At 62.2% G+C, this 17,405-nt stretch carries 20 protein-coding genes; 11 read left to right on the top strand and 9 right to left on the bottom strand.

The window, feature by feature from the left end:
* The first annotated feature begins 180 nt into the window (after positions 1-180).
* Both ACSSVC_RS02700 and ACSSVC_RS02695 read left to right on the top strand, forming a co-directional pair.
* Positions 181-2,157: a methyl-accepting chemotaxis protein gene (locus ACSSVC_RS02700; RefSeq protein ID WP_346633400.1), complete on the top strand. Its 1,977-nt coding sequence runs from the start codon at positions 181-183 to the stop codon at positions 2,155-2,157.
* Between the two features lie 122 nt (positions 2,158-2,279).
* A complete protein-coding gene (locus ACSSVC_RS02695; protein ID WP_492611970.1) occupies positions 2,280-3,248 on the top strand; it encodes a Ca2+-dependent phosphoinositide-specific phospholipase C in 969 nt (322 codons plus the stop codon).
* A gap of 3 nt (positions 3,249-3,251) precedes the next feature.
* Here the strand turns inward: ACSSVC_RS02695 and ACSSVC_RS02690 are convergent, their stop codons facing one another.
* Positions 3,252-4,178, bottom strand: coding sequence for an ABC transporter six-transmembrane domain-containing protein (locus ACSSVC_RS02690; RefSeq protein ID WP_346633398.1), 927 nt, complete (start codon positions 4,176-4,178; stop codon positions 3,252-3,254).
* 113 nt (positions 4,179-4,291) lie between these two features.
* Between ACSSVC_RS02690 and ACSSVC_RS02685 the strand changes: the two genes are divergently transcribed.
* Both ACSSVC_RS02685 and ACSSVC_RS02680 read left to right on the top strand, forming a co-directional pair.
* The gene (locus ACSSVC_RS02685; protein ID WP_346633397.1) at positions 4,292-4,870 is read left to right on the top strand and encodes a TetR/AcrR family transcriptional regulator; all 579 of its coding nucleotides are present in this window, start codon (positions 4,292-4,294) and stop codon (positions 4,868-4,870) included.
* A gap of 111 nt (positions 4,871-4,981) precedes the next feature.
* Positions 4,982-6,196, top strand: coding sequence for an aldose 1-epimerase family protein (locus ACSSVC_RS02680; protein ID WP_492611969.1), 1,215 nt, complete (start codon positions 4,982-4,984; stop codon positions 6,194-6,196).
* Between the two features lie 4 nt (positions 6,197-6,200).
* Here ACSSVC_RS02680 and ACSSVC_RS02675 read toward each other — a convergent pair whose 3' ends face one another.
* Positions 6,201-7,694 (bottom strand): YifB family Mg chelatase-like AAA ATPase, encoded by a 1,494-nt coding sequence (locus tag ACSSVC_RS02675; protein WP_492611968.1) that lies wholly within the window; start codon positions 7,692-7,694, stop codon positions 6,201-6,203.
* 179 nt (positions 7,695-7,873) lie between these two features.
* The gene (locus tag ACSSVC_RS02670) at positions 7,874-8,134 is read right to left on the bottom strand and encodes an accessory factor UbiK family protein (protein ID WP_346633374.1); all 261 of its coding nucleotides are present in this window, start codon (positions 8,132-8,134) and stop codon (positions 7,874-7,876) included.
* 416 nt (positions 8,135-8,550) lie between these two features.
* Between ACSSVC_RS02670 and glnK the strand changes: the two genes are divergently transcribed.
* The 4 genes from glnK to sutA all read left to right on the top strand — a co-directional run bounded on the left by glnK (position 8,551) and on the right by sutA (position 11,321).
* Positions 8,551-8,889 carry a P-II family nitrogen regulator gene (gene glnK / locus ACSSVC_RS02665; protein WP_002555808.1) on the top strand — a complete coding sequence of 113 codons (339 nt, stop codon included), beginning with the start codon at positions 8,551-8,553 and terminating at the stop codon, positions 8,887-8,889.
* A gap of 33 nt (positions 8,890-8,922) precedes the next feature.
* A complete protein-coding gene (locus tag ACSSVC_RS02660; RefSeq protein WP_346633373.1) occupies positions 8,923-10,260 on the top strand; it encodes an ammonium transporter in 1,338 nt (445 codons plus the stop codon).
* Positions 10,261-10,469: 209 nt separating this feature from the next.
* Complete coding sequence (locus tag ACSSVC_RS02655) at positions 10,470-10,895, top strand: secondary thiamine-phosphate synthase enzyme YjbQ (RefSeq protein ID WP_123726806.1); 426 nt, start codon at positions 10,470-10,472, stop codon at positions 10,893-10,895.
* A 102-nt stretch (positions 10,896-10,997) separates the two neighbouring features.
* On the top strand, positions 10,998-11,321 hold the full coding sequence (sutA, locus tag ACSSVC_RS02650; RefSeq protein ID WP_123726805.1) for a dormancy-specific transcriptional regulator SutA: 324 nt from the start codon (positions 10,998-11,000) through the stop codon (positions 11,319-11,321).
* Positions 11,322-11,445: 124 nt separating this feature from the next.
* Here sutA and ACSSVC_RS02645 read toward each other — a convergent pair whose 3' ends face one another.
* The 6 genes from ACSSVC_RS02645 to lptM are packed head-to-tail and all read right to left on the bottom strand — an operon-like array spanning position 11,446 to position 16,038.
* Positions 11,446-12,150, bottom strand: a complete 705-nt coding sequence (locus ACSSVC_RS02645; RefSeq protein WP_346633372.1) for an HAD family hydrolase — start codon at positions 12,148-12,150, stop codon at positions 11,446-11,448.
* Positions 12,150-13,046 carry a tyrosine recombinase XerC gene (gene xerC, locus ACSSVC_RS02640; RefSeq protein WP_123726803.1) on the bottom strand — a complete coding sequence of 299 codons (897 nt, stop codon included), beginning with the start codon at positions 13,044-13,046 and terminating at the stop codon, positions 12,150-12,152. Before xerC ends, ACSSVC_RS02645 begins: the two co-directional genes overlap by 1 nt.
* Before the next feature lie 2 nt (positions 13,047-13,048).
* On the bottom strand, positions 13,049-13,774 hold the full coding sequence (locus ACSSVC_RS02635) for a DUF484 family protein (protein WP_404937893.1): 726 nt from the start codon (positions 13,772-13,774) through the stop codon (positions 13,049-13,051).
* A gap of 13 nt (positions 13,775-13,787) precedes the next feature.
* Complete coding sequence (gene dapF / locus ACSSVC_RS02630) at positions 13,788-14,618, bottom strand: diaminopimelate epimerase (RefSeq protein WP_346633369.1); 831 nt, start codon at positions 14,616-14,618, stop codon at positions 13,788-13,790.
* A gap of 4 nt (positions 14,619-14,622) precedes the next feature.
* Positions 14,623-15,870: a diaminopimelate decarboxylase gene (gene lysA, locus ACSSVC_RS02625; RefSeq protein WP_346633368.1), complete on the bottom strand. Its 1,248-nt coding sequence runs from the start codon at positions 15,868-15,870 to the stop codon at positions 14,623-14,625.
* A gap of 9 nt (positions 15,871-15,879) precedes the next feature.
* Entirely contained in the window at positions 15,880-16,038 is a 159-nt protein-coding gene (lptM, locus tag ACSSVC_RS02620) for an LPS translocon maturation chaperone LptM (RefSeq protein ID WP_011064184.1), read from the bottom strand.
* 239 nt (positions 16,039-16,277) lie between these two features.
* Here lptM and cyaY point away from each other — a divergent pair, with 239 nt between their 5' ends.
* From cyaY to rnk, 3 genes are all read left to right on the top strand, one after another.
* On the top strand, positions 16,278-16,610 hold the full coding sequence (cyaY, locus tag ACSSVC_RS02615) for an iron donor protein CyaY (protein WP_011064183.1): 333 nt from the start codon (positions 16,278-16,280) through the stop codon (positions 16,608-16,610).
* 4 nt (positions 16,611-16,614) lie between these two features.
* Positions 16,615-16,848, top strand: a complete 234-nt coding sequence (locus tag ACSSVC_RS02610; RefSeq protein WP_346633367.1) for a DUF1289 domain-containing protein — start codon at positions 16,615-16,617, stop codon at positions 16,846-16,848.
* 142 nt (positions 16,849-16,990) lie between these two features.
* Positions 16,991-17,404 carry a nucleoside diphosphate kinase regulator gene (rnk, locus tag ACSSVC_RS02605; RefSeq protein WP_011064182.1) on the top strand — a complete coding sequence of 138 codons (414 nt, stop codon included), beginning with the start codon at positions 16,991-16,993 and terminating at the stop codon, positions 17,402-17,404.
* The last annotated feature ends 1 nt before the right edge of the window (position 17,405 follow it).

The raw sequence follows: 17,405 nt of genomic DNA, 5'->3' as shown, positions 1-17,405 counted from the left end.
CCCGGCCGGCAAGGTTGTGCACATATCCTTGCAAGACGCTCAAGTATTGCCCGGCGCCGCCGAATCCTAGGACATGGAACCAGCGTTCAGGAAGGTCCTAATTACTAAAAACACTTAGAAATATTGTTGCCGAGCGTGCCACTCGATCAGGATGATCCGCCTTCTCGGCCAGGAGCCATCATGTCCCAACCCCGTGCCCGGATAGCCTCCCAGCTAGGGCTTGCCCTTGCCCTGATACTCGCCCTGGTGATCAGCGGCAGTACCCTGTTTGCCCTGCGTTCTCTGGATTCGGCGAATCTCGACACCCGAGAAGAGCACTTGGCCAGCGAAGCGCGCCTGCTGGCGGACCAGCTCAACACCTTTCACAGCAGCCTGCGCGAAAGCACCCAGCGCCTCAGTGGCTTGTTTGAAAACCGCTTCAGCAGCGGCATGAGCCTGCATCCCGAACAACCGGTGACAGTGGCTGGGGTCCAGACCCCCGGGCTGCACCTGGGGGACATGGTGCTGAACAACAACTTCGAGGAAGTGGACGAGTTCAAGCAGATGACCGCCGGGGTGGCGACCCTGTTCGTGCGCAGCGGCGACGACTTCATTCGGGTCAGTACCTCCCTGAGCAAACAGGACGGCAGCCGGGCCATTGGCACCTTGCTCGACCACGCCCACCCGGCCTATCAGAAACTCATGGCGGGGCAGGGTTATGTTGGCCGGGCGCTGTTGTTCGAGCGCTTCTACATGACCCAGTACACCCCGGTGCTGGATCGTGCCGGCAAGGTGATTGCCGTGCTGTTCGTTGGTTTTGACTACACCGATGCGCAGAATGCCCAGTTCGACAATCTCAAGCGCTTCCGCATCGGACAGAGCGGCTCCCTGGCCTTGCTGGACGAGCAGCACAAGTGGCTGGTGCCGCCGGCGGGCGTGCAAGGCCTGGATCAGGCCGCGCAGGTCATGACCGATGCGGCGAAGGAGCCGGGCAAGGGGCGCTTCTGGAGCGACCAGGGCGAAGACTTCTACAGCCTGGCGGTGCCTTTTGCCGGTGGGCCCTGGGCGGTGGTGGCGAGCATGCCCAAGGCCGAGATCCGGGCGGTGACCTGGAGCGTCGGTATCCGTCTGGTGATCGGCAGCCTGTTGGCGATGTTGCTGGCGGTGGGCGCCACGGTCTGGCTGCTGCGCAGCAAGCTGGCACCCTTGAGTGATCTGGTGCGTCAGGCCCAGGCCCTGGGCGGTGGCGACCTGAGTGCGCGGTTGAATGTATCCAGCCACGATGAGATCGGCCAACTGGCTCGTAGCTTCAACCAGATGGGTGAAGCCTTGTCGACCATGGTCGAGCACATCCGCCGTTCTGCCGCTGAGGTCAACGGCCGGGCCCAGGCCTTGTCCGGCCTGTCCAGCGGTGCCTATGAGGGCATGGAGCAGCAGTCGGGCGAGATCACCAGCATGGCGGGGGCGGTGGAGGAGTTCAGCGCCACGTCGCTGAACATCGCTGACAATATGGGCAGCACTCAGCGCCTGGCCCAGGAAAACGCCCAGCAAACCCACATCGGCCGCGAGTCCATGGAACAGGCGTCATCGTCCCTTGAGCAGATTGCCGGGGCGCTCAACAGCACGGCTACGGTGATCAATACCCTGGGCCAACGCTCCCAGGAGATCGGCGGAATTGTCGGGGTGATCACTGCGATTGCCGACCAGACCAACCTGCTCGCTCTCAACGCCGCCATTGAGGCGGCCCGTGCCGGCGAGCAGGGTCGCGGCTTCGCCGTGGTGGCGGATGAGGTACGCAACCTGGCGTCGCGTACCCGCGAGGCCACGGACGAAATCTCGCAGATGATCAACAGCATCCAGCAGGAAACCGGCCACGCCATCGAAACCATGGAGCAGGGCAACCGACTGATGCAGGAAGGCTTGTCGCGCAACGCCGACGTGGCTTCGGCCCTGGCTCTGATCGACGAGCAGAGCCGCAGCGCCGGCGAGCAGTTCGCCGCCATCACCACGGCCACCCAGGAGCAGAGCAGCACCGCCACGGTGCTCAGCAGCAACCTGCAGAGCATTGCCCAGGCCAACAGCGAGCAACGGGAAGTGGTGTCCAACCTGGCAGTCACTGCCCGTGAACTGGAAACACTGGCCGCCGACCTGCGCCAGGAAGTCGACCGCTTCCGCTGACCGCGGCCATTTCACCCTGCAACCCTGGGTTGCAGGGTGAATGTTGCAATGACGCTTGATTCGACTAAAACAGATGAGCAGCGATTGGCCCTTCAAGGACTTCTCTTTCAGCAGGAGCTGGCATGACTCATCTCACTCGTTTTGTCCCGCGCGTACTCGCCCTGTCGGCACTGGTGTTCAGCCAGATGGCTCTCAGCGAGGAAAGCCCGGCGTTCATTGCCCCGGCGACCTGGAGCACGCCGTTCAACGGCATTGCCCAGGTGGCCTGCCATAACTGCTACGAGAAGCAATATGCGCGCACCTTCACCAGTGTGCTCGACAGTGTGCGCACCCTGGAACTGGACTTCTGGGATCAGCGCGATGCGGTGAGCGGCGGTTCACCCCGTCACTGGTTCGTGCGGCATAACCCCGGCACCCTGTTCCAGTCCGGCAATGACAACAACTGCACCGGCGACGGCACGGGCAAGAACGATCTCGAAGCCTGCCTGAACGACGTGAAGAACTGGAGCGACAATCACCCCGGGCATTTCCCCATCACGCTGATCCTGGACAAGAAGCAGGGCTGGTCCAAGGAAAGTTCGGGGCGCACACCGAAGGACTTCGATGAGCTGATGACGCGGATTTTCCAGGGCAAGCTCTATACCCCCCAGGACCTGGCAACGCACATAGGCAGCAGTGCCGGGGCCTTGCAAAAAAACCTCAAGGGCAAGTCCTGGCCCACCGCCAGCCAGCTGCAGGGCAAGGTCCTGCTGGTGCTCAATCACTCGGAGAACCAGAAGCTTTCCCAGTACGCCGAGGCCCGGACCTCCAGCGCCAAGGTGTTCATCTCGCCGGTGACCAATGGCCAGAACGATGTCAGTGGCAAGGTCAGTGGCATGTCCGATCAGTCATCCGGCTATGTGGCCATGAACAATATGTCCAAGGTTGACAAGAAGTGGGCGACCCAGGCCTTTGCCTACAGCCACATCGGCCGGGTCTGGGGAGATGACGGGGTGTCTTTCACCCAGCACATCAGCGAGAAGATCAACCTCTCGGCGTACTACAAGTTCGCTGAGCAGAACGCCGGCGGCTATCGCATCCGGCCGTTCTGAGGTTTACCGGGGCTCGGTCGGCTCACCCAGTCCTGGGTCCACGCGCTTGCCGATGTCCCGCAGGCGCGCCAGTTGATCGACCATGGTCGGGGCCTCGTCGACGCTGCTGACGAAGGTCCACAGGTAAGTCATCACCGCATACACATGCCCGGCCTTGACCTCGGGTGACAGCGCCAGCTGACTGATGGCAATGACGAACAGAATCGCCGCTACGGCGCCCAGAAACAGATAGGCCGCCGCCTCCCGGTCCGAGAGCCAGATACGCAGCCGCGACAGCAGCCGATAGTGGCGCTGCAGCGAGGCGGCGCCGACCTTGGCCACCAGGCCGATTTCCTTTTCCAGTCGATCGTTCAGGCGTTCGTGCAACTGCTGATTGCGCCGTGCAAAGCGCGGCAGCAGGGTGACGCACAGCAGCAGGGCCCCCAGGCAGGCAAGGCCGATCCAGGGTTCGATCACCAGCAGCATGATCGCGGCTCCGACAATCGATACCAGGGCGGTGGCGATGGTCGGCACATGCTTTTCGAAGAAGTCGACGAACTCCCTGGCCAGCACCACCCGCGCCGCTGCCGTGGAAGTGTTTTGCTGCTGCAGGCGCTGATTGAGGATCACCGGCACCGCCAGGTCGGCGTAGATGCGGGTGAAGGTGCGGGTGTCCACCGCTCGCCGCGCGGCCCCCACGACCCAGAAGCCCAGCACCACCAGGGCGTAGATCAGCGCGTGGGTGGTGTCACCCCGCAGGATCGAGTCTACGGCGAACCCGGCAAACAGCGGGTAGGCCAGCAGCAGGGCGTTCTCTAGCGCCACCAGGGACAACGTGACAAACAGCTTGCCCGGGTACGCCCGGGCAATGGCCTTGAGTGTCTGGCCAGCGGATTGCTGACCGATCTTTTGAGTGGAGTCGACGACAGCGGATGGGGTGACGACAGACATGGGTGCACCACAGGTGTGATAACGGTTAATATTGAGCGACTGCTCAATTATCTTTGAGCGACCGCTCAAAATGCAAGCGCCGTCCATCTCGGCGTCAAGAGGTCCGATTGCCCATGTCCCGTAACGACCGTAAAGACCAGATCATCGATGCGGCCCTGGAGCTGTTCCGTAGCAAGGGCTTCGCCGATGTCTCGACCCGTGACCTGGCCGAACATGCCGGGTTGTCTCGCAGCCATGTCTATCACTACTTCAGTGATTGGAAGGAGCTGCGCCGCGAGGCCTTCATACGGTTTGCCAATCAACAGCTGGAGGCGTTGGGCGCACCGCTGCAAGGCGCTGCGCCCCTGGAGGCCCTGCAGGGTTTTCTCAGCCATTGCCTGCCCGATTCCACCTATGACGGCTGGGCGCTGTGGTTGGATGCCTGGGATGAGGCCATGCATGACGAGGAGCTGGCCGAGGCCTACCTGAAGATCAACGGCCAGTGGCAGCAGATGCTGGCAACGATCGTCGACAGTGGTGTGCAGTCCGGAGTGTTTCGCTGTGCCAGCCCCGAGCGGGTGGCGCGGCAGCTCTTCGCCCAGGCCATGGGCTACGCCGATGACCTGCTGCTGCGGGCCTCGCCCGAGGCCGCCGCGGCTGCCCTGGATGAAGTTCTGGAGGTGGCGGGATTGCTGCTGGGTTTCCAGGACTGAGGGGGTGAGCGGGAGTGATTGGATCTGGTAGTCGTACTGCGATTTTGCAGCTTGCTGAAACGATTCTTCAGCGCTATAAATCCATTACAACTCCAATAAGGGCACCTTTCCATGACCTCCCTCAAACTGCTTGTCACCCTCGCTGCGCTGACCGCCACTTCCCACGCCATGGCCTGGGACTATGTGTTGCTCGACAGCGACAAGGCGGCCCAGAACCTGCACCTCACCAGTCAGCAGTTGGGGGTGAAGACCCCGCAACCTTTTTCCGTGACCCTGCGCACCTTGCATGGCGGTCGCCAGGAAGGGGTGAGCATCATCGACATCGACAATGGCGTGATGAAGCTCTCGGTGGTGCCGACCCGGGGCATGAATGTGTTGCAGGCCTCGGTGGGCGATGTGCGCCTGGGCTGGGATTCACCGGTCAAGGAAGTGGTCAACCCGGCGTTCATCGAACTCAATGGCCGCGGTGGCCTGGGCTGGCTGGAGGGCTTCAATGAGCTGGTGACGCGCTGCGGTTACGAATGGGTCGGGCACCCTGGGCTGGACAATGGCGAGCTGCTGACCCTGCATGGCCGCGCGGCGAACATTCCCGCCAGCAAGGTCACTCTGCACATCGACGAAAAACCGCCGTACGCCATTCACTTGCGTGGCGAGCTCAAGGAACAGGCGTTCAAGAAGGTCGATTTCAGCGTTGCCACCGAACTGGTCACCGAGCCCGGCAGCACCAGTTTCACGCTCAATGATCGCTTGACCAACAACGGTGATTATCCCAAGGAGTACCAGGCGCTGTACCACAGCAACTTCAGCACGCCGTTCCTTGAGCAGGGGGCGAAATTTGCGGCACCGGTGAAGCAGGTCTCGCCCTTCAACGACAAGGCCAAGGCCGATCTGGCGGACTGGCAGACCTATCGCGGCCCGACCCGTGACTATGACGAGACCGTCTACAACGTCGTGCCCTACGCCGACACTCAGGGCGAGACCCTGGCGGTGCTGCATAACAAGGCGGGCAGTCTCGGCGTATCGCTGGGCTTCAATACCCAGCAGTTGCCGGTGTTCTCGCTATGGAAGAACACCGACACCCAGGGCCAGGGTTATGTGACGGGGTTGGAACCGGGCACCAGTTTCTCCTACAACCGTCGCTATCAGCATCCGCTGAACCTGGTGCCGACCATCGGAGCCAAGGAGCAACGGCAATTCCAGATCCGCTACAGCCTGCTGGCGGACAAGGCCGCTGTGGATAATGCCCTGAGTCTTGTCAGTAAGATTCAGGATGGGCGCCAGACCGAAGTGCGCCCCACGCCGCTGGTGGATCTGTCCAAGGAGTGACCCTTCAACTTGTGCTCGGCCGATAGTGCAGGGCTTCTGCCAGATGCTCGCGGTTGATTCGTGCCGCCTGCTCGAGATCGGCCAGGGTCCGGGCCACCTTCAGCAGGCGGTGGGCGGCTCGTAGCGACAGGCCCAGGCGTTCGCAGGCCGCTTCCAGCCAGCGTTCGTCTGCCGTGGATAACCGGCAATGGCGCCGTAGGCCGGGGAGGTCGAGATGGGCATTGGCGCAGCCCTGGCGTTGTTGTTGCAGCTCGCGAGCTAGAGCCACTCGGGCGGCGGCGCTGGCGCTGTCGTCTCCCGGTTGCGGCTCGGGGTTCAGGGTGGTGGCTTCGCGGGCCACGGTCAGGTGCAGGTCGATGCGATCCAGCAACGGGCCGGACAGCTTGTTGCGATAGCGCTGGATCTGTTCCGGCGTGCAGCGGCATCGTCCGCTGGGATCGCCAAGGTAGCCACAGGGGCAGGGGTTCATGGCGGCTACCAGTTGGAAGCGCGCCGGGAACTGCACCCGGTCGCGAGCGCGTGCGATGACGATCTGGCCCGACTCCATGGGCTCGCGCAGAACCTCCAGGACCTTGCGGTCGAACTCCGGCAATTCATCGAGAAACAACACGCCGTGATGGGCCAGGGTGATTTCTCCCGGTTGTGGTTTCGAGCCGCCACCTACCAGCGCAGGGCCTGATGCCGAATGATGGGGTTGGCGGAAGGGGCGCTGGGGCCAGTGGCGCAGCGGCTTGTGGCTGCTCACCGATTGAATGGCCGCGACTTCCAGGGCTTCTTCTTCCTGCAAGGGTGGTAGCAGGCCGGGCAAGCGACTGGCCAGCAAGGTCTTGCCGGTGCCGGGCGGGCCGCTGAACAGCAGATTGTGGGCGCCGGCGGCAGCGATCAGCAGGGCACGCTTGGCGGCCAGTTGACCCTGGACTTCCCGCAGGTCGGGGTAGGGCGAGTGATTTTCCTGCAAACCGTCGCTGACGTAAGGCGGGAGGGGGGCGTGACCATTGAAGTGGGCGACGGCCTCCAGCAGATGGTCTACGGCGATCACCTGCAGGCCCGAGGCCAAGCAGGCTTCCTCGGCATTGGCACGGGGCACCAGCAGGGTGTGTCCAGCCTTGCGTGCCGCCAGCGCGGCCGGGAGCACACCGCGCACCGCTCGCACCTCGCCGGACAAGGCCAGCTCACCCAGGCATTCGATGTTGTCCAGTGCCAGGGCCGGCACCTGCACGCTGGCGGCGAGGATGCCCAGGGCGATGGCCAGGTCGAATCGTCCACCATCCTTGGGCAAGTCCGCCGGAGCCAGGTTGAGGGTGATGCGTCGAGACGGGAAATTGAATCCGGCGTTGAGAATGGCGCTGCGCACCCGGTCCTTGCTTTCCTTGACTGCGGCTTCCGGCAGCCCGACCAGGGTCAGGCTCGGTAGGCCGTTGGCCAGGTGCACTTCAACGCTGACAGCCGGAGCCTGTACGCCCACTTGGGCACGGCTGTGGATGATTGCCAGGGACATGGGGGGATCTTCCTTGAGACGGCGGGAACCGCGTCCTGCGGTGCTGCAAGGATAGATGAGGGCTTTGGCGGGAGGAGGCTTTGAATGCGCACAGGATATGTCACCGGCGCTACGGCTTTCGTTGGCAAACCGGCTCCAGGTTTGTAGGAGCCGGCTTGCCGGCGAATCGCGGGTTCAGCTCATTGCGCTGTCGGATTGAGTCGGGCTTCCAGCTCCGCCACTTTGGCCTCGAGGCTTTCCAGGCGTGCCCGGGTGCGGGCCAGGACCACCATCTGGCTGTCGAATTCTTCCCGGCTGACCAGGTCCAGCTTGCTGAAGCCGCTTTGCAGCAGGGCCTTGAACTGGCTTTCGATTTCATTGCGAGGCAGAGGTGTTTCACCGCTGAGCAAACGCGAGGCGTGGCCGCTCAGGGCATCGAGAAGGTCTTTGGGCGCGAGCATGGGAGTGTCCTGAATAGCAGATGGGCCGCAGTGTATCACGCACGGCTCAAGGGCTTGGTGATGCCCGGCCTGCACGTTTTTCGCGCATTTGGGCGGGCGCTCACGCACCGTTATTGTGCGTATCCGCAGTGCCGATTTGTGGCAAGCCCGGGCGGCCCTGGGCAAAGGATTGAAATCACTGATTTTTCCCGAGCTGGCAAGCTTTCTGCTTAGACCCTGGTGACCCATGCACTGATGCAGTCGCTGTGACGAATGCAGTGCGGCAGGCGGAGCGGGGAGTGTTTCGTCAGAAGCGGTTAGCTGGCGTCGGTCTGGCTGAGGAAGGCCGACGATGCGTTACAAAGCCAGGCACTGCGCTTAGACTTGAGTCGGGTTTGTTTTCCTGGGGCAAGTCCACCAATTCGGGAGAGAGTTTCATGAAGCTAGTCACTGCCATCATCAAGCCGTTCAAATTGGACGACGTGCGCGAGTCGCTGTCCGAGATCGGCGTGCAGGGCATTACCGTCACTGAGGTCAAAGGCTTCGGCCGGCAGAAGGGTCACACCGAGCTGTATCGCGGTGCGGAGTATGTGGTGGATTTCCTGCCCAAGGTGAAGATCGATGTCGCCATTGACGACAAGGATCTTGACCGGGTTATCGAGGCGATAACCAAGGCCGCCAACACCGGCAAGATCGGTGACGGCAAGATCTTCGTGGTCAATCTGGAACAGGCTATTCGCATCCGTACCGGCGAAACCGATACCGACGCAATCTAAGCCGCCAAACCCAACGCCCCAGGAGAAAACAATATGACTCTGCGTAAATTCGCAGGGCTAGGAGCCCTTTTGTCCCTCGTAATGCCTGGCCTGGCCATGGCAGCAGACGAAGTGGCAGCTCCAGTCCTCAATTCCGGCGACACCGCCTGGATGCTGACTTCCACAGCCTTGGTGCTGTTCATGACCATTCCTGGCCTGGCGCTGTTCTACGGCGGCATGGTGCGGTCGAAAAACATTCTTTCGGTGATGATGCAGTGCTTCGCCATTACCGGCCTGATCAGCATTCTGTGGGTCATCTATGGCTACAGCATTGCGTTCGACACGACGGGCATGGAGCAGGGAGTCGTCAACTTCAACTCCTTCTTCGGGGGCCTGGGCAAGGCTTTCCTGGCGGGCGTGACCCCAGCCAGCGTAACCGGCCCGGCGGCGCTGTTCCCTGAAGCGGTGTTCATCACCTTCCAGATGACTTTCGCCATCATTACTCCGGCGTTGATTGTCGGTGCCTTCGCCGAGCGGATGAAATTCTCCGCCATGCTGATCTTCATGGGTGTCTGGTTCACCCTGGTGTATGCACCGATCGCGCACATGGTCTGGTCCGGCAACGGCGGCCTGATGTGGGACTGGGGCGTGCTGGACTTCGCCGGCGGCACCGTGGTCCACATCAACGCCGGTATCGCAGGCCTGGTGGCTTGCCTGGTGCTGGGCAAGCGCAAAGGTTTCCCTACCACGCCAATGGCTCCCCACAACCTGGGTTACACCCTGATGGGCGCAGCCATGCTGTGGGTCGGTTGGTTCGGCTTTAACGCCGGTTCCGCTGCTGCGGCCAACGGCACTGCCGGCATGGCCATGCTGGTGACACAGATCGCTACTGCCGCCGCGGCTCTGGGCTGGATGTTTGCCGAGTGGATCACCCACGGCAAGCCAAGCGCACTGGGTATCGCTTCGGGTGTGGTCGCCGGTCTGGTGGCAATCACTCCGGCAGCTGGCACGGTTGGCCCGATGGGCGCCCTGATTATTGGCCTGGCCGCTGGCGTGGTGTGCTTCTTCTGCGCCACCAGCCTCAAGCGCAAGCTGGGTTATGACGACTCCCTGGATGCCTTCGGCGTTCATGGCATCGGCGGTATTCTCGGCGCGATCCTTACCGGTGTGTTCGCCGCTCCATCTCTGGGCGGCTTCGGCACCGTGACCGACATCGCCGCGCAAGTCTGGATTCAGTGCAAAGGTGTGGGCTTTACCGTGATCTACACCGCGATCGTTACCTTCATCATTCTCAAGGTCCTGGATGCCGTCATGGGGCTGCGGGTTACCGAGGAAGAGGAAGCGGTCGGTCTCGATCTGGCGCAACACAACGAGCGTGGTTACAACCTGTAATCGCGGCTGAAAAAAAGCCCGGCTCCGGCCGGGCATTTTTTTGCCTGGCGTTTGTCATTGAGAAAGGCTGAAAGGTTTTTCTGATAGGCATTGGCGTGTTTGCCATGGCGATATCCAGCAGGGCAAATGCTTACACTAAAGCAGGATTATTCGGCGCTTTGTTTTTTCCCTGAGCGCGCTAGAATGCGCGCCGAAGCGTGGAGAACGGTATGTGGCAACAGACCCTGATTACCCTGCGGGCCAGGCCCCGGGGCTTTCATCTGGTGACGGACGAGTTGCTCGCCGGCCTGCCCGAGTTGAGGGCATGTCGGGTTGGTCTGCTGCATTTATGGCTACAACATACCTCGGCCTCGTTGACCATCAACGAGAACGCCGATCCGGCGGTACGGCGTGACTTCGAGCGTTTCTTCAACACCCTGGTGCCTCAAGGCATGGCCGGGTACGAACATGACGACGAGGGCGCGGACGACCTTCCGGCGCACTTCAAAGCCAGTTTGCTAGGCTGTCAGCTGACTTTGCCGGTAGCGGCGGGGCGCTTGGCGCTAGGCACCTGGCAAGGTGTTTATCTGGGCGAGCATCGCGATCATGGCGGTGCTCGCAAAGTCCTTGCCACCCTGCAGGGTGATGAGGCATAAGCCGCTGAGTATCAGTGGACGTTGATTTTTTTCCGGCAGCCTTCGACAGTCGGCGCAGCTGGGCTATAACTAATCTGCTTTTCGCAAGTCATGAGGTAGAACATGAGCGACGATGATCTGGAAAACGACGACCTCGAAGTAGGTGACGAAGACGATACCGAAGAAGGTCTTGAAGCGGCCGCCGAAGATGTGGCGGAAGACGATGGCAGTGATGTTCCTGCTCCGACCGCCAAAGGCAAGGCCAAGGCCGCCGTCTCGGTAGACGAGCTGCCGAGTGTCGAAGCCAAGAACAAGGAGCGTGATGCACTGGCGCGTGCCATGGAAGAGTTCCTGGCCCGTGGCGGCAAAGTGCAGGAAGTCGAGGCCAATGTGGTCGCCGATCCGCCCAAGAAGCCTGATAACAAGTACGGCAGCCGGCCTATCTGAGCCTTGCTACTTGCTTGCTGAAAAAGCCCGCCGTCGCTGCGGGCTTTTTCATGGGCGCGTGCCGGGTGAATGGCGCCGCATGGCGGCGATCGCGAGCAAGCTCGCTCCTACAGAACGAGCCGCATCAGGCACCGCTGTGCCAGCGGCCCAGCAGTGCTGGAAGCTCTTTGAGGCTGCGAATCTCGGCATCAGGGGCGCGTTCGGCTTCCCAGGTCTTGCCCGCAGGATTGAACCAGATGGCACGCAGGCCCGCCTGCTGGGCGCCGGCAATGTCGTCGCCCGGGTGATCGCCGATATGCACAGCAGTATCCGCAGTGGCGCCACCGCGCTGCAGGGCTTCATGGAACAGCCGGGCGTCCGGCTTGGCGATGCCAATGTCTTCGGCGCACAGTGCGAACTTGAAGTAGTCCGCCAGGCCCAGGCGACGCACGTCGGCATTGCCGTTGGTGACGACCCCGAGGGCGAAGTGATTGGCCAGGGCTTCCAGGGTCGGCTGGACCTCGGGAAAGATCTCCAGCTGATGCCGCGCATGCAGGAATACTTCGAAGCTCTGATCGGCCAGCTGGTTGGCTTGACTGTGCTCATACCCGGCCTCTTCCAGGGCATGAAACAGCACCTGGCGGCGCAGGGCGCTGATCCGGTACTTGAGGTGTGGTTGTTCGAGCAGCACGCGCTCGCGAATGGCCCACAGGTGTTCCACCGGTACGCCGCCAAGATTCGGTGCGTGGTCCGTCAGCCACTGACGCAGAGTGGCTTCGGCGCTGACGATCACTGGAGCGGTGTCCCACAGGGTGTCATCGAGGTCGAAGGTGATCAGCTTGATGGTCATTACTCACCGCCTTTGTTGCGTTTGGCCCGTGGATGGGCGCTGTCGTAGACCGCTGCCAGGTGCTGGAAGTCCAGGTGGGTATAGATCTGTGTGGTCTTGATGTCCGAATGCCCCAGCAGCTCTTGCACAGCGCGTAGGTCCTGGGAGGATTCCAGCAAATGGCTGGCAAAGGAATGGCGCAGCATGTGCGGGTGCAGGTTCTGTCCCAGTTCCCGCTCGCCGGCGGCCTTGACCCGCAACTGGATGGCCCGTGGCCCCAGGCGCCGGCCCTTTTGGCTGACGAACAGGGCGCCATCGGGCGGGTTGCTCAGGGCTCGCAGCGGCAGCCACAGCGCCAGGGCTTCCCGGGCCTTCTTGCCCACCGGCAGGACCCGGGTCTTGCTGCCCTTGCCCAGGACCTGCACCAGGCCGTCCGCCAGATCCAGCTGTTCGAGGTTCAGGCTGGTCAGCTCGGAAAGACGCAAGCCGCAGGAGTAGAACAGTTCCAGGATCGCCTGGTCGCGATGCGCCAGGAAGTCGTCTTCCACCGCACCATCGAGCAGTTGCAGGGCGCGATCGGTATCCAGGGTCTTGGGCAGGCGACGTTCGCCTTTGGGCGGCGCCAGGCCGTTGGCCGGGTCGTGATCGCACAGCCCTTCGCGGTTCAGGTAGTGGTAGAGCCCGCGCACTGCGGACAGTAGCCGTGCGAGGCTGCGCGATGACTGACCCTGTTGGTGCAGGCGGGCAATCATGCTGCGCAAGCCCTGGATATCCAGGTCGGTCCAGCTGCGCACCTGCTGCTTTTCACAGAACCCCAACACCTTGTCGAGATCGCGACGGTAGGCCAGCAGGGTGTGGGGCGACACCTGGCGCTCACTGCGCAGGTGTGCGCAGTAGGCGTCCAGCTGTTGTTGCATGGTCAGCGTACCGAGCGCAGCGAGTGGGTGAAGCGCGGCAGTACGCGGCCTGTGACTTCGGCGATGTAATTGAGGAACAGGGTGCCTACCGAGCTCTTGTAGTGCTGCGGATCACGGCTGGCGATGGCCAGTACCCCGTGCATGCCCTGGTGCGCCAGGGCGACAACCGCCGTGGAGCCGATCTGCTTGCGCTGCTCTTCGCCAAAGAGAAAGTCCAGTTCGTGCTCGCGCAGGCTGCCACTGACACTCTTGCCTTCCGACAGCAGGCCGCCGATGGCGCCCTGAGCTTCGGCGGCCGAGACCCAGCGGCCTACCGGCATGGAGCTGTCGCTGAACAGGATCAGGCTGACGAAGGGCACCTGGAAATCCTGGCGCAGGCTGTCTTCGACACTCATCACCACCTCTTCCAGGCTGGTGGCATCCATCAGGGCGAGAATCAGGCGGCGGGTCTTGTCGAACAGCCGGTCGTTGTCCCGGGCCACGTCCATCAACTGCGACAGGCGATGGCGCATCTCGATGTTGCGCTCGCGGAGGATCTTCATCTGCCGCTCCACCAGCGACACGGTATCGCCGCGCTGGTGGGGGATGCGCAAGGCCGGAAGCAATTCGTCGTGGTCGACGAAGAAATCCGGGTGGGCTTCCAGGTAGGCGGCGACGGTCGCCGCCTCCAGGTTTACGGACGGTGACTCGTCGGGCTTTTCGGCGGGAACCTGAGGCTGATCAGTCATGGATTTCGCTCACTTAAAGACGCACCTGTCCTTCGTATACGCGGACTGCCGGGCCGGTCATCATCACCGGTTGGCCAGGGCCTGCCCATTCAATGGACAGGCGCCCGCCCGGCAGGTCGATCAATAGGGGCGAATCCATCCACCCCTGGCTGATCGCGGCCACAGCCGCTGCACAGGCGCCGGTACCGCAGGCCTGGGTTTCCCCGGCGCCACGTTCCCAGACCCGCAATTGCGCGCGCTGGCGGTCCAGGACCTGAAGAAAGCCCACGTTGACCCGCGCCGGGAAGCGCGGGTGATGTTCGATCTTCGGCCCCAACTCGTGCACCGGCGCGCTGTTGATGTCATCCACCCGCAACACAGCGTGGGGGTTGCCCATGGACACGGCTGCCAGCTCGACCTGACGGCCGTCGACGTCCAGCGTGTAGCTGTCGGCTTGGGCCGGTGCCTGGAACGGAATGTCCGCTGGCACCAGGCGCGGAGCACCCATGTTGACGCTGATCTGTCCGTCGTTGCGGATATCCAGTTCGATGACGCCGCTCTTGGTCTCGACGCGGATCTGACGCTTGGTGGTCAGGCGCTTGTCCAGTACGAAGCGGGCGAAGCAGCGGGCACCGTTGCCGCACTGTTCCACTTCGGAGCCGTCGGAGTTGAAGATCCGATAGCGGAAGTCCACGTCCGGGTTGCTCGGAGCCTCGACGATCAGCAGTTGATCGAAGCCGATTCCGGTATTGCGATCACCCCATTGTTTGGCGTGCTTGGGCAGAATATGCGCGTGCTGGCTGACCAGGTCGAGAACCATGAAGTCATTGCCCAGACCGTGCATCTTGGTAAAACGCAGCAGCATGGTCTTACTCCGGCAGCAGGCTTTCGCCAGCGAATAACTCGGCTACCGTCTCGCGGCGACGCACTTCAACAGCCTGGTCACCATCGACCAGTACTTCTGCGGCACGGCCGCGGGTGTTGTAGTTCGAGCTCATGACGAAACCATAGGCGCCGGCGGAATGCACCGCCAGCAGGTCGCCCTCGGCCAGGGCCAGGTAGCGCTCCTTGGCGAGGAAGTCGCCGGTTTCGCAGATCGGTCCGACAATGTCGTAGGTGCGGGGTTCGGCATCCCGTGGCTGGACGGCACTGACATCCATCCAGGCCTGGTAAAGCGCTGGGCGGATCAGGTCGTTCATGGCGCCGTCGACGATGGCGAAATCCTTGTGTTCGGTGTGTTTGAGGTACTCGACCCGGGTCAGCAGTACACCGGCGTTGGCCACGATGAAGCGGCCCGGTTCGAACACCAGGGCCAGGTCGCGGCCATCGAGGCGTTCACGCACGGCCTTGATGTAGTCGGCGGCCAGTGGTGGCTCTTCGTCGCGATAACGCACACCCAGACCGCCACCCAGATCGATGTGGCGCAGGTAGATGCCGCACTCGCCAAGGCGATCCACCAGATCCAGCAGGCGGTCGAGGGCGTCGATGAAAGGGGCCAGGGTGGTCAGCTGAGAGCCGATGTGGCAGTCGACACCGACGATGTCCAGGTTCGGCAACTGTGCGGCGCGGATATACACGTCCTCGGCAGTCGCAATGTCGATGCCGAACTTGTTTTCCTTGAGGCCGGTGGAGATGTACGGGTGGGTACCGGCATCGACGTCGGGATTGACCCGCAGCGAGATCGGCGCGCGAACACCCAGCTCGGCGGCCACCAGTTGCAGGCGCTCAAGCTCTTCGGCGGACTCGACGTTGAAGCAATGGACGCCCACTTCCAGGGCCCGGCGCATGTCGTCACGGGTCTTGCCGACGCCGGAAAAGACAATCTTGTCGGCTTGGCCGCCAGCGGCCAGGACACGCTCCAGCTCGCCCCGGGAGACGATGTCGAAACCAGCGCCCAAGCGCGCCAGGACATTCAGCACGCCCAGGTTGGAGTTGGCTTTTACCGCGAAGCAGACCAGGTGCGGCATGCCGGCAAGCGCCTCGGCATAGGCCAGGTACTGGGCCTCGATGTGCGCTCGGGAATAGACGTAGGTCGGCGTGCCGAAACGCTCGGCAATGGCGGACAGGGCTACGCCTTCCGCGAACAGCTCACCGTCGCGGTAGTTGAAAGCGTCCATGGTGAGCCCTTAGTAGGTGTCGTGCTTGTGCGACTGCGATTGCGATTTCGCCTGTTCTTCAGGGGATTTGCTGTCATCAGGCAGATACAGCGGGCCTTTCTGGCCGCAGGCGGTAACAAGGCAGGCAACCGCGACGAGCGCAGCAAGGGAAGAGATCAGGCGCTTCATGGCGAAATCCTTGAGAATGCGTAAATTGCGCCCGAGTATACCGGCCACCCGGCAGCTTGCCTATGCAGCGTAACTCCCGTCCAGCGGGCCTTTGCCAGGGGCTGCTGAGAGGCTTTGGTCGGCTTCCGGCACAATGGACGTCGCATTTATCCGCCTGTTCGGTATCCTTTGCATTCGCCGGGGAGCGCCCGTATCTTGCGGCGCTTGAGCGTGAGTAGACACTTTTTGAGGTTCCCGCAATGAGTTTGACCGAAGCCCGTTTTCACGACCTGGTGGACGCCACCCAGCAGACGCTGGAGGATATTTTCGATGAGAGCGACCTGGACATCGACCTGGAAAGTTCCGCCGGGGTGCTCACCGTCAAGTTCGACAACGGCAGCCAGGTGATCTTCAGCCGCCAGGAGCCTTTGCGCCAACTGTGGCTGGCCGCCCGCTCCGGTGGTTTCCACTTCGACTACGACGAGGAAAGCGAGCGCTGGATGTGCGACAAGAGTGAAGAGCAGTTGGGGGAGATGCTGGAGCGCATCGTTCTCGAACAGGCAGATATCAAACTCGAGTTCGAAGGTCTCTGAAGTCGTGACTCAGCCTGCCGCAGCCCGACCGCCCAAGCCGCTGTACAGCAACGTCAGTCCGGCGGTCAGTTCGCCATGCATCAGCCTGTGCCGTCTCGATGAGGAAAAGGTCTGCCGTGGCTGTTTCCGCCATGTGGAGGACATTCGCGAGTGGCGTTCGGCCGATGACGAGCGGCGCCGAGTGATCTGCGCACAAGCGTTGCAGCGCAAACAGAGCGCTACAGCCGGGGGGCTTTAGGTTCGTACTGGTACGGTTTGTTTATTCAGTGTGCTGTGATAGTGTCCGACTTCGCCTCGCTACATCGAGGCCGGTGAGAACCCCGTCTTATTTGGCGGGGTTTTGCTTTTTTGTGCAGAAAAAATAGGAGTCAGCCAGGATCATGAGTACTGCACCATCCATCATCCTTACCCGCCTTGACGTGCAACGTCTGGAGCGCCTGATCGACAGCCTGGACGACTCGCTGCCAGGCGTCATTGCACTGCAAACCGAGTTGGATCGTGCCGAAACGCTGGTGGGTCACGATGAAGTCCCGGCCGGTGTCGTAACCATGAACTCGCGTGTGCATTGCCGTGAAGAAAGCAGTGGCAAGGACTACCACCTGACCCTGGTTTATCCACAGGACGCCAACGCCGACGAAGGCAAGATTTCGATCCTTGCACCCGTGGGCAGCGCCTTGCTGGGCTTGCAGGTTGGTCAATACATCGACTGGCCGGCGCCGGGTGGCAAGACTCTGAAGCTGACCCTGCTGGAAGTGGAATACCAGCCGGAAGCCGCAGGCGACTACCACCTCTGAT

The organism is Pseudomonas sp. E1BtOHC1 (genome assembly GCF_058744285.1).
The sequence above is the reverse complement of the archived record's forward strand: the minus strand, read 5'-3'. Positions and strand labels throughout refer to the sequence as shown.

What these genes read in the sequence shown, in the direction of transcription:
- sutA (WP_123726805.1), top strand. Translation starts at nt 10,998, where the DNA reads ATGAGCGACGATGATCTGGAAAACGACGACCTCGAAGTAGGTGACGAA.
- glnK (WP_002555808.1), top strand. Translation starts at nt 8,551, where the DNA reads ATGAAGCTAGTCACTGCCATCATCAAGCCGTTCAAATTGGACGACGTG.
- ACSSVC_RS02700 (WP_346633400.1), top strand. Translation starts at nt 181, where the DNA reads ATGTCCCAACCCCGTGCCCGGATAGCCTCCCAGCTAGGGCTTGCCCTT.
- rnk (WP_011064182.1), top strand. Translation starts at nt 16,991, where the DNA reads ATGAGTACTGCACCATCCATCATCCTTACCCGCCTTGACGTGCAACGT.
- ACSSVC_RS02690 (WP_346633398.1), bottom strand. Translation starts at nt 4,178, where the DNA reads ATGTCTGTCGTCACCCCATCCGCTGTCGTCGACTCCACTCAAAAGATC.
- ACSSVC_RS02685 (WP_346633397.1), top strand. Translation starts at nt 4,292, where the DNA reads ATGTCCCGTAACGACCGTAAAGACCAGATCATCGATGCGGCCCTGGAG.
- ACSSVC_RS02670 (WP_346633374.1), bottom strand. Translation starts at nt 8,134, where the DNA reads ATGCTCGCGCCCAAAGACCTTCTCGATGCCCTGAGCGGCCACGCCTCG.
- ACSSVC_RS02635 (WP_404937893.1), bottom strand. Translation starts at nt 13,774, where the DNA reads ATGACTGATCAGCCTCAGGTTCCCGCCGAAAAGCCCGACGAGTCACCG.
- cyaY (WP_011064183.1), top strand. Translation starts at nt 16,278, where the DNA reads ATGAGTTTGACCGAAGCCCGTTTTCACGACCTGGTGGACGCCACCCAG.
- xerC (WP_123726803.1), bottom strand. Translation starts at nt 13,046, where the DNA reads ATGCAACAACAGCTGGACGCCTACTGCGCACACCTGCGCAGTGAGCGC.
- lysA (WP_346633368.1), bottom strand. Translation starts at nt 15,870, where the DNA reads ATGGACGCTTTCAACTACCGCGACGGTGAGCTGTTCGCGGAAGGCGTA.
- ACSSVC_RS02660 (WP_346633373.1), top strand. Translation starts at nt 8,923, where the DNA reads ATGACTCTGCGTAAATTCGCAGGGCTAGGAGCCCTTTTGTCCCTCGTA.
- lptM (WP_011064184.1), bottom strand. Translation starts at nt 16,038, where the DNA reads ATGAAGCGCCTGATCTCTTCCCTTGCTGCGCTCGTCGCGGTTGCCTGC.
- ACSSVC_RS02645 (WP_346633372.1), bottom strand. Translation starts at nt 12,150, where the DNA reads ATGACCATCAAGCTGATCACCTTCGACCTCGATGACACCCTGTGGGAC.
- dapF (WP_346633369.1), bottom strand. Translation starts at nt 14,618, where the DNA reads ATGCTGCTGCGTTTTACCAAGATGCACGGTCTGGGCAATGACTTCATG.
- ACSSVC_RS02695 (WP_492611970.1), top strand. Translation starts at nt 2,280, where the DNA reads ATGACTCATCTCACTCGTTTTGTCCCGCGCGTACTCGCCCTGTCGGCA.
- ACSSVC_RS02680 (WP_492611969.1), top strand. Translation starts at nt 4,982, where the DNA reads ATGACCTCCCTCAAACTGCTTGTCACCCTCGCTGCGCTGACCGCCACT.
- ACSSVC_RS02675 (WP_492611968.1), bottom strand. Translation starts at nt 7,694, where the DNA reads ATGTCCCTGGCAATCATCCACAGCCGTGCCCAAGTGGGCGTACAGGCT.
- ACSSVC_RS02655 (WP_123726806.1), top strand. Translation starts at nt 10,470, where the DNA reads ATGTGGCAACAGACCCTGATTACCCTGCGGGCCAGGCCCCGGGGCTTT.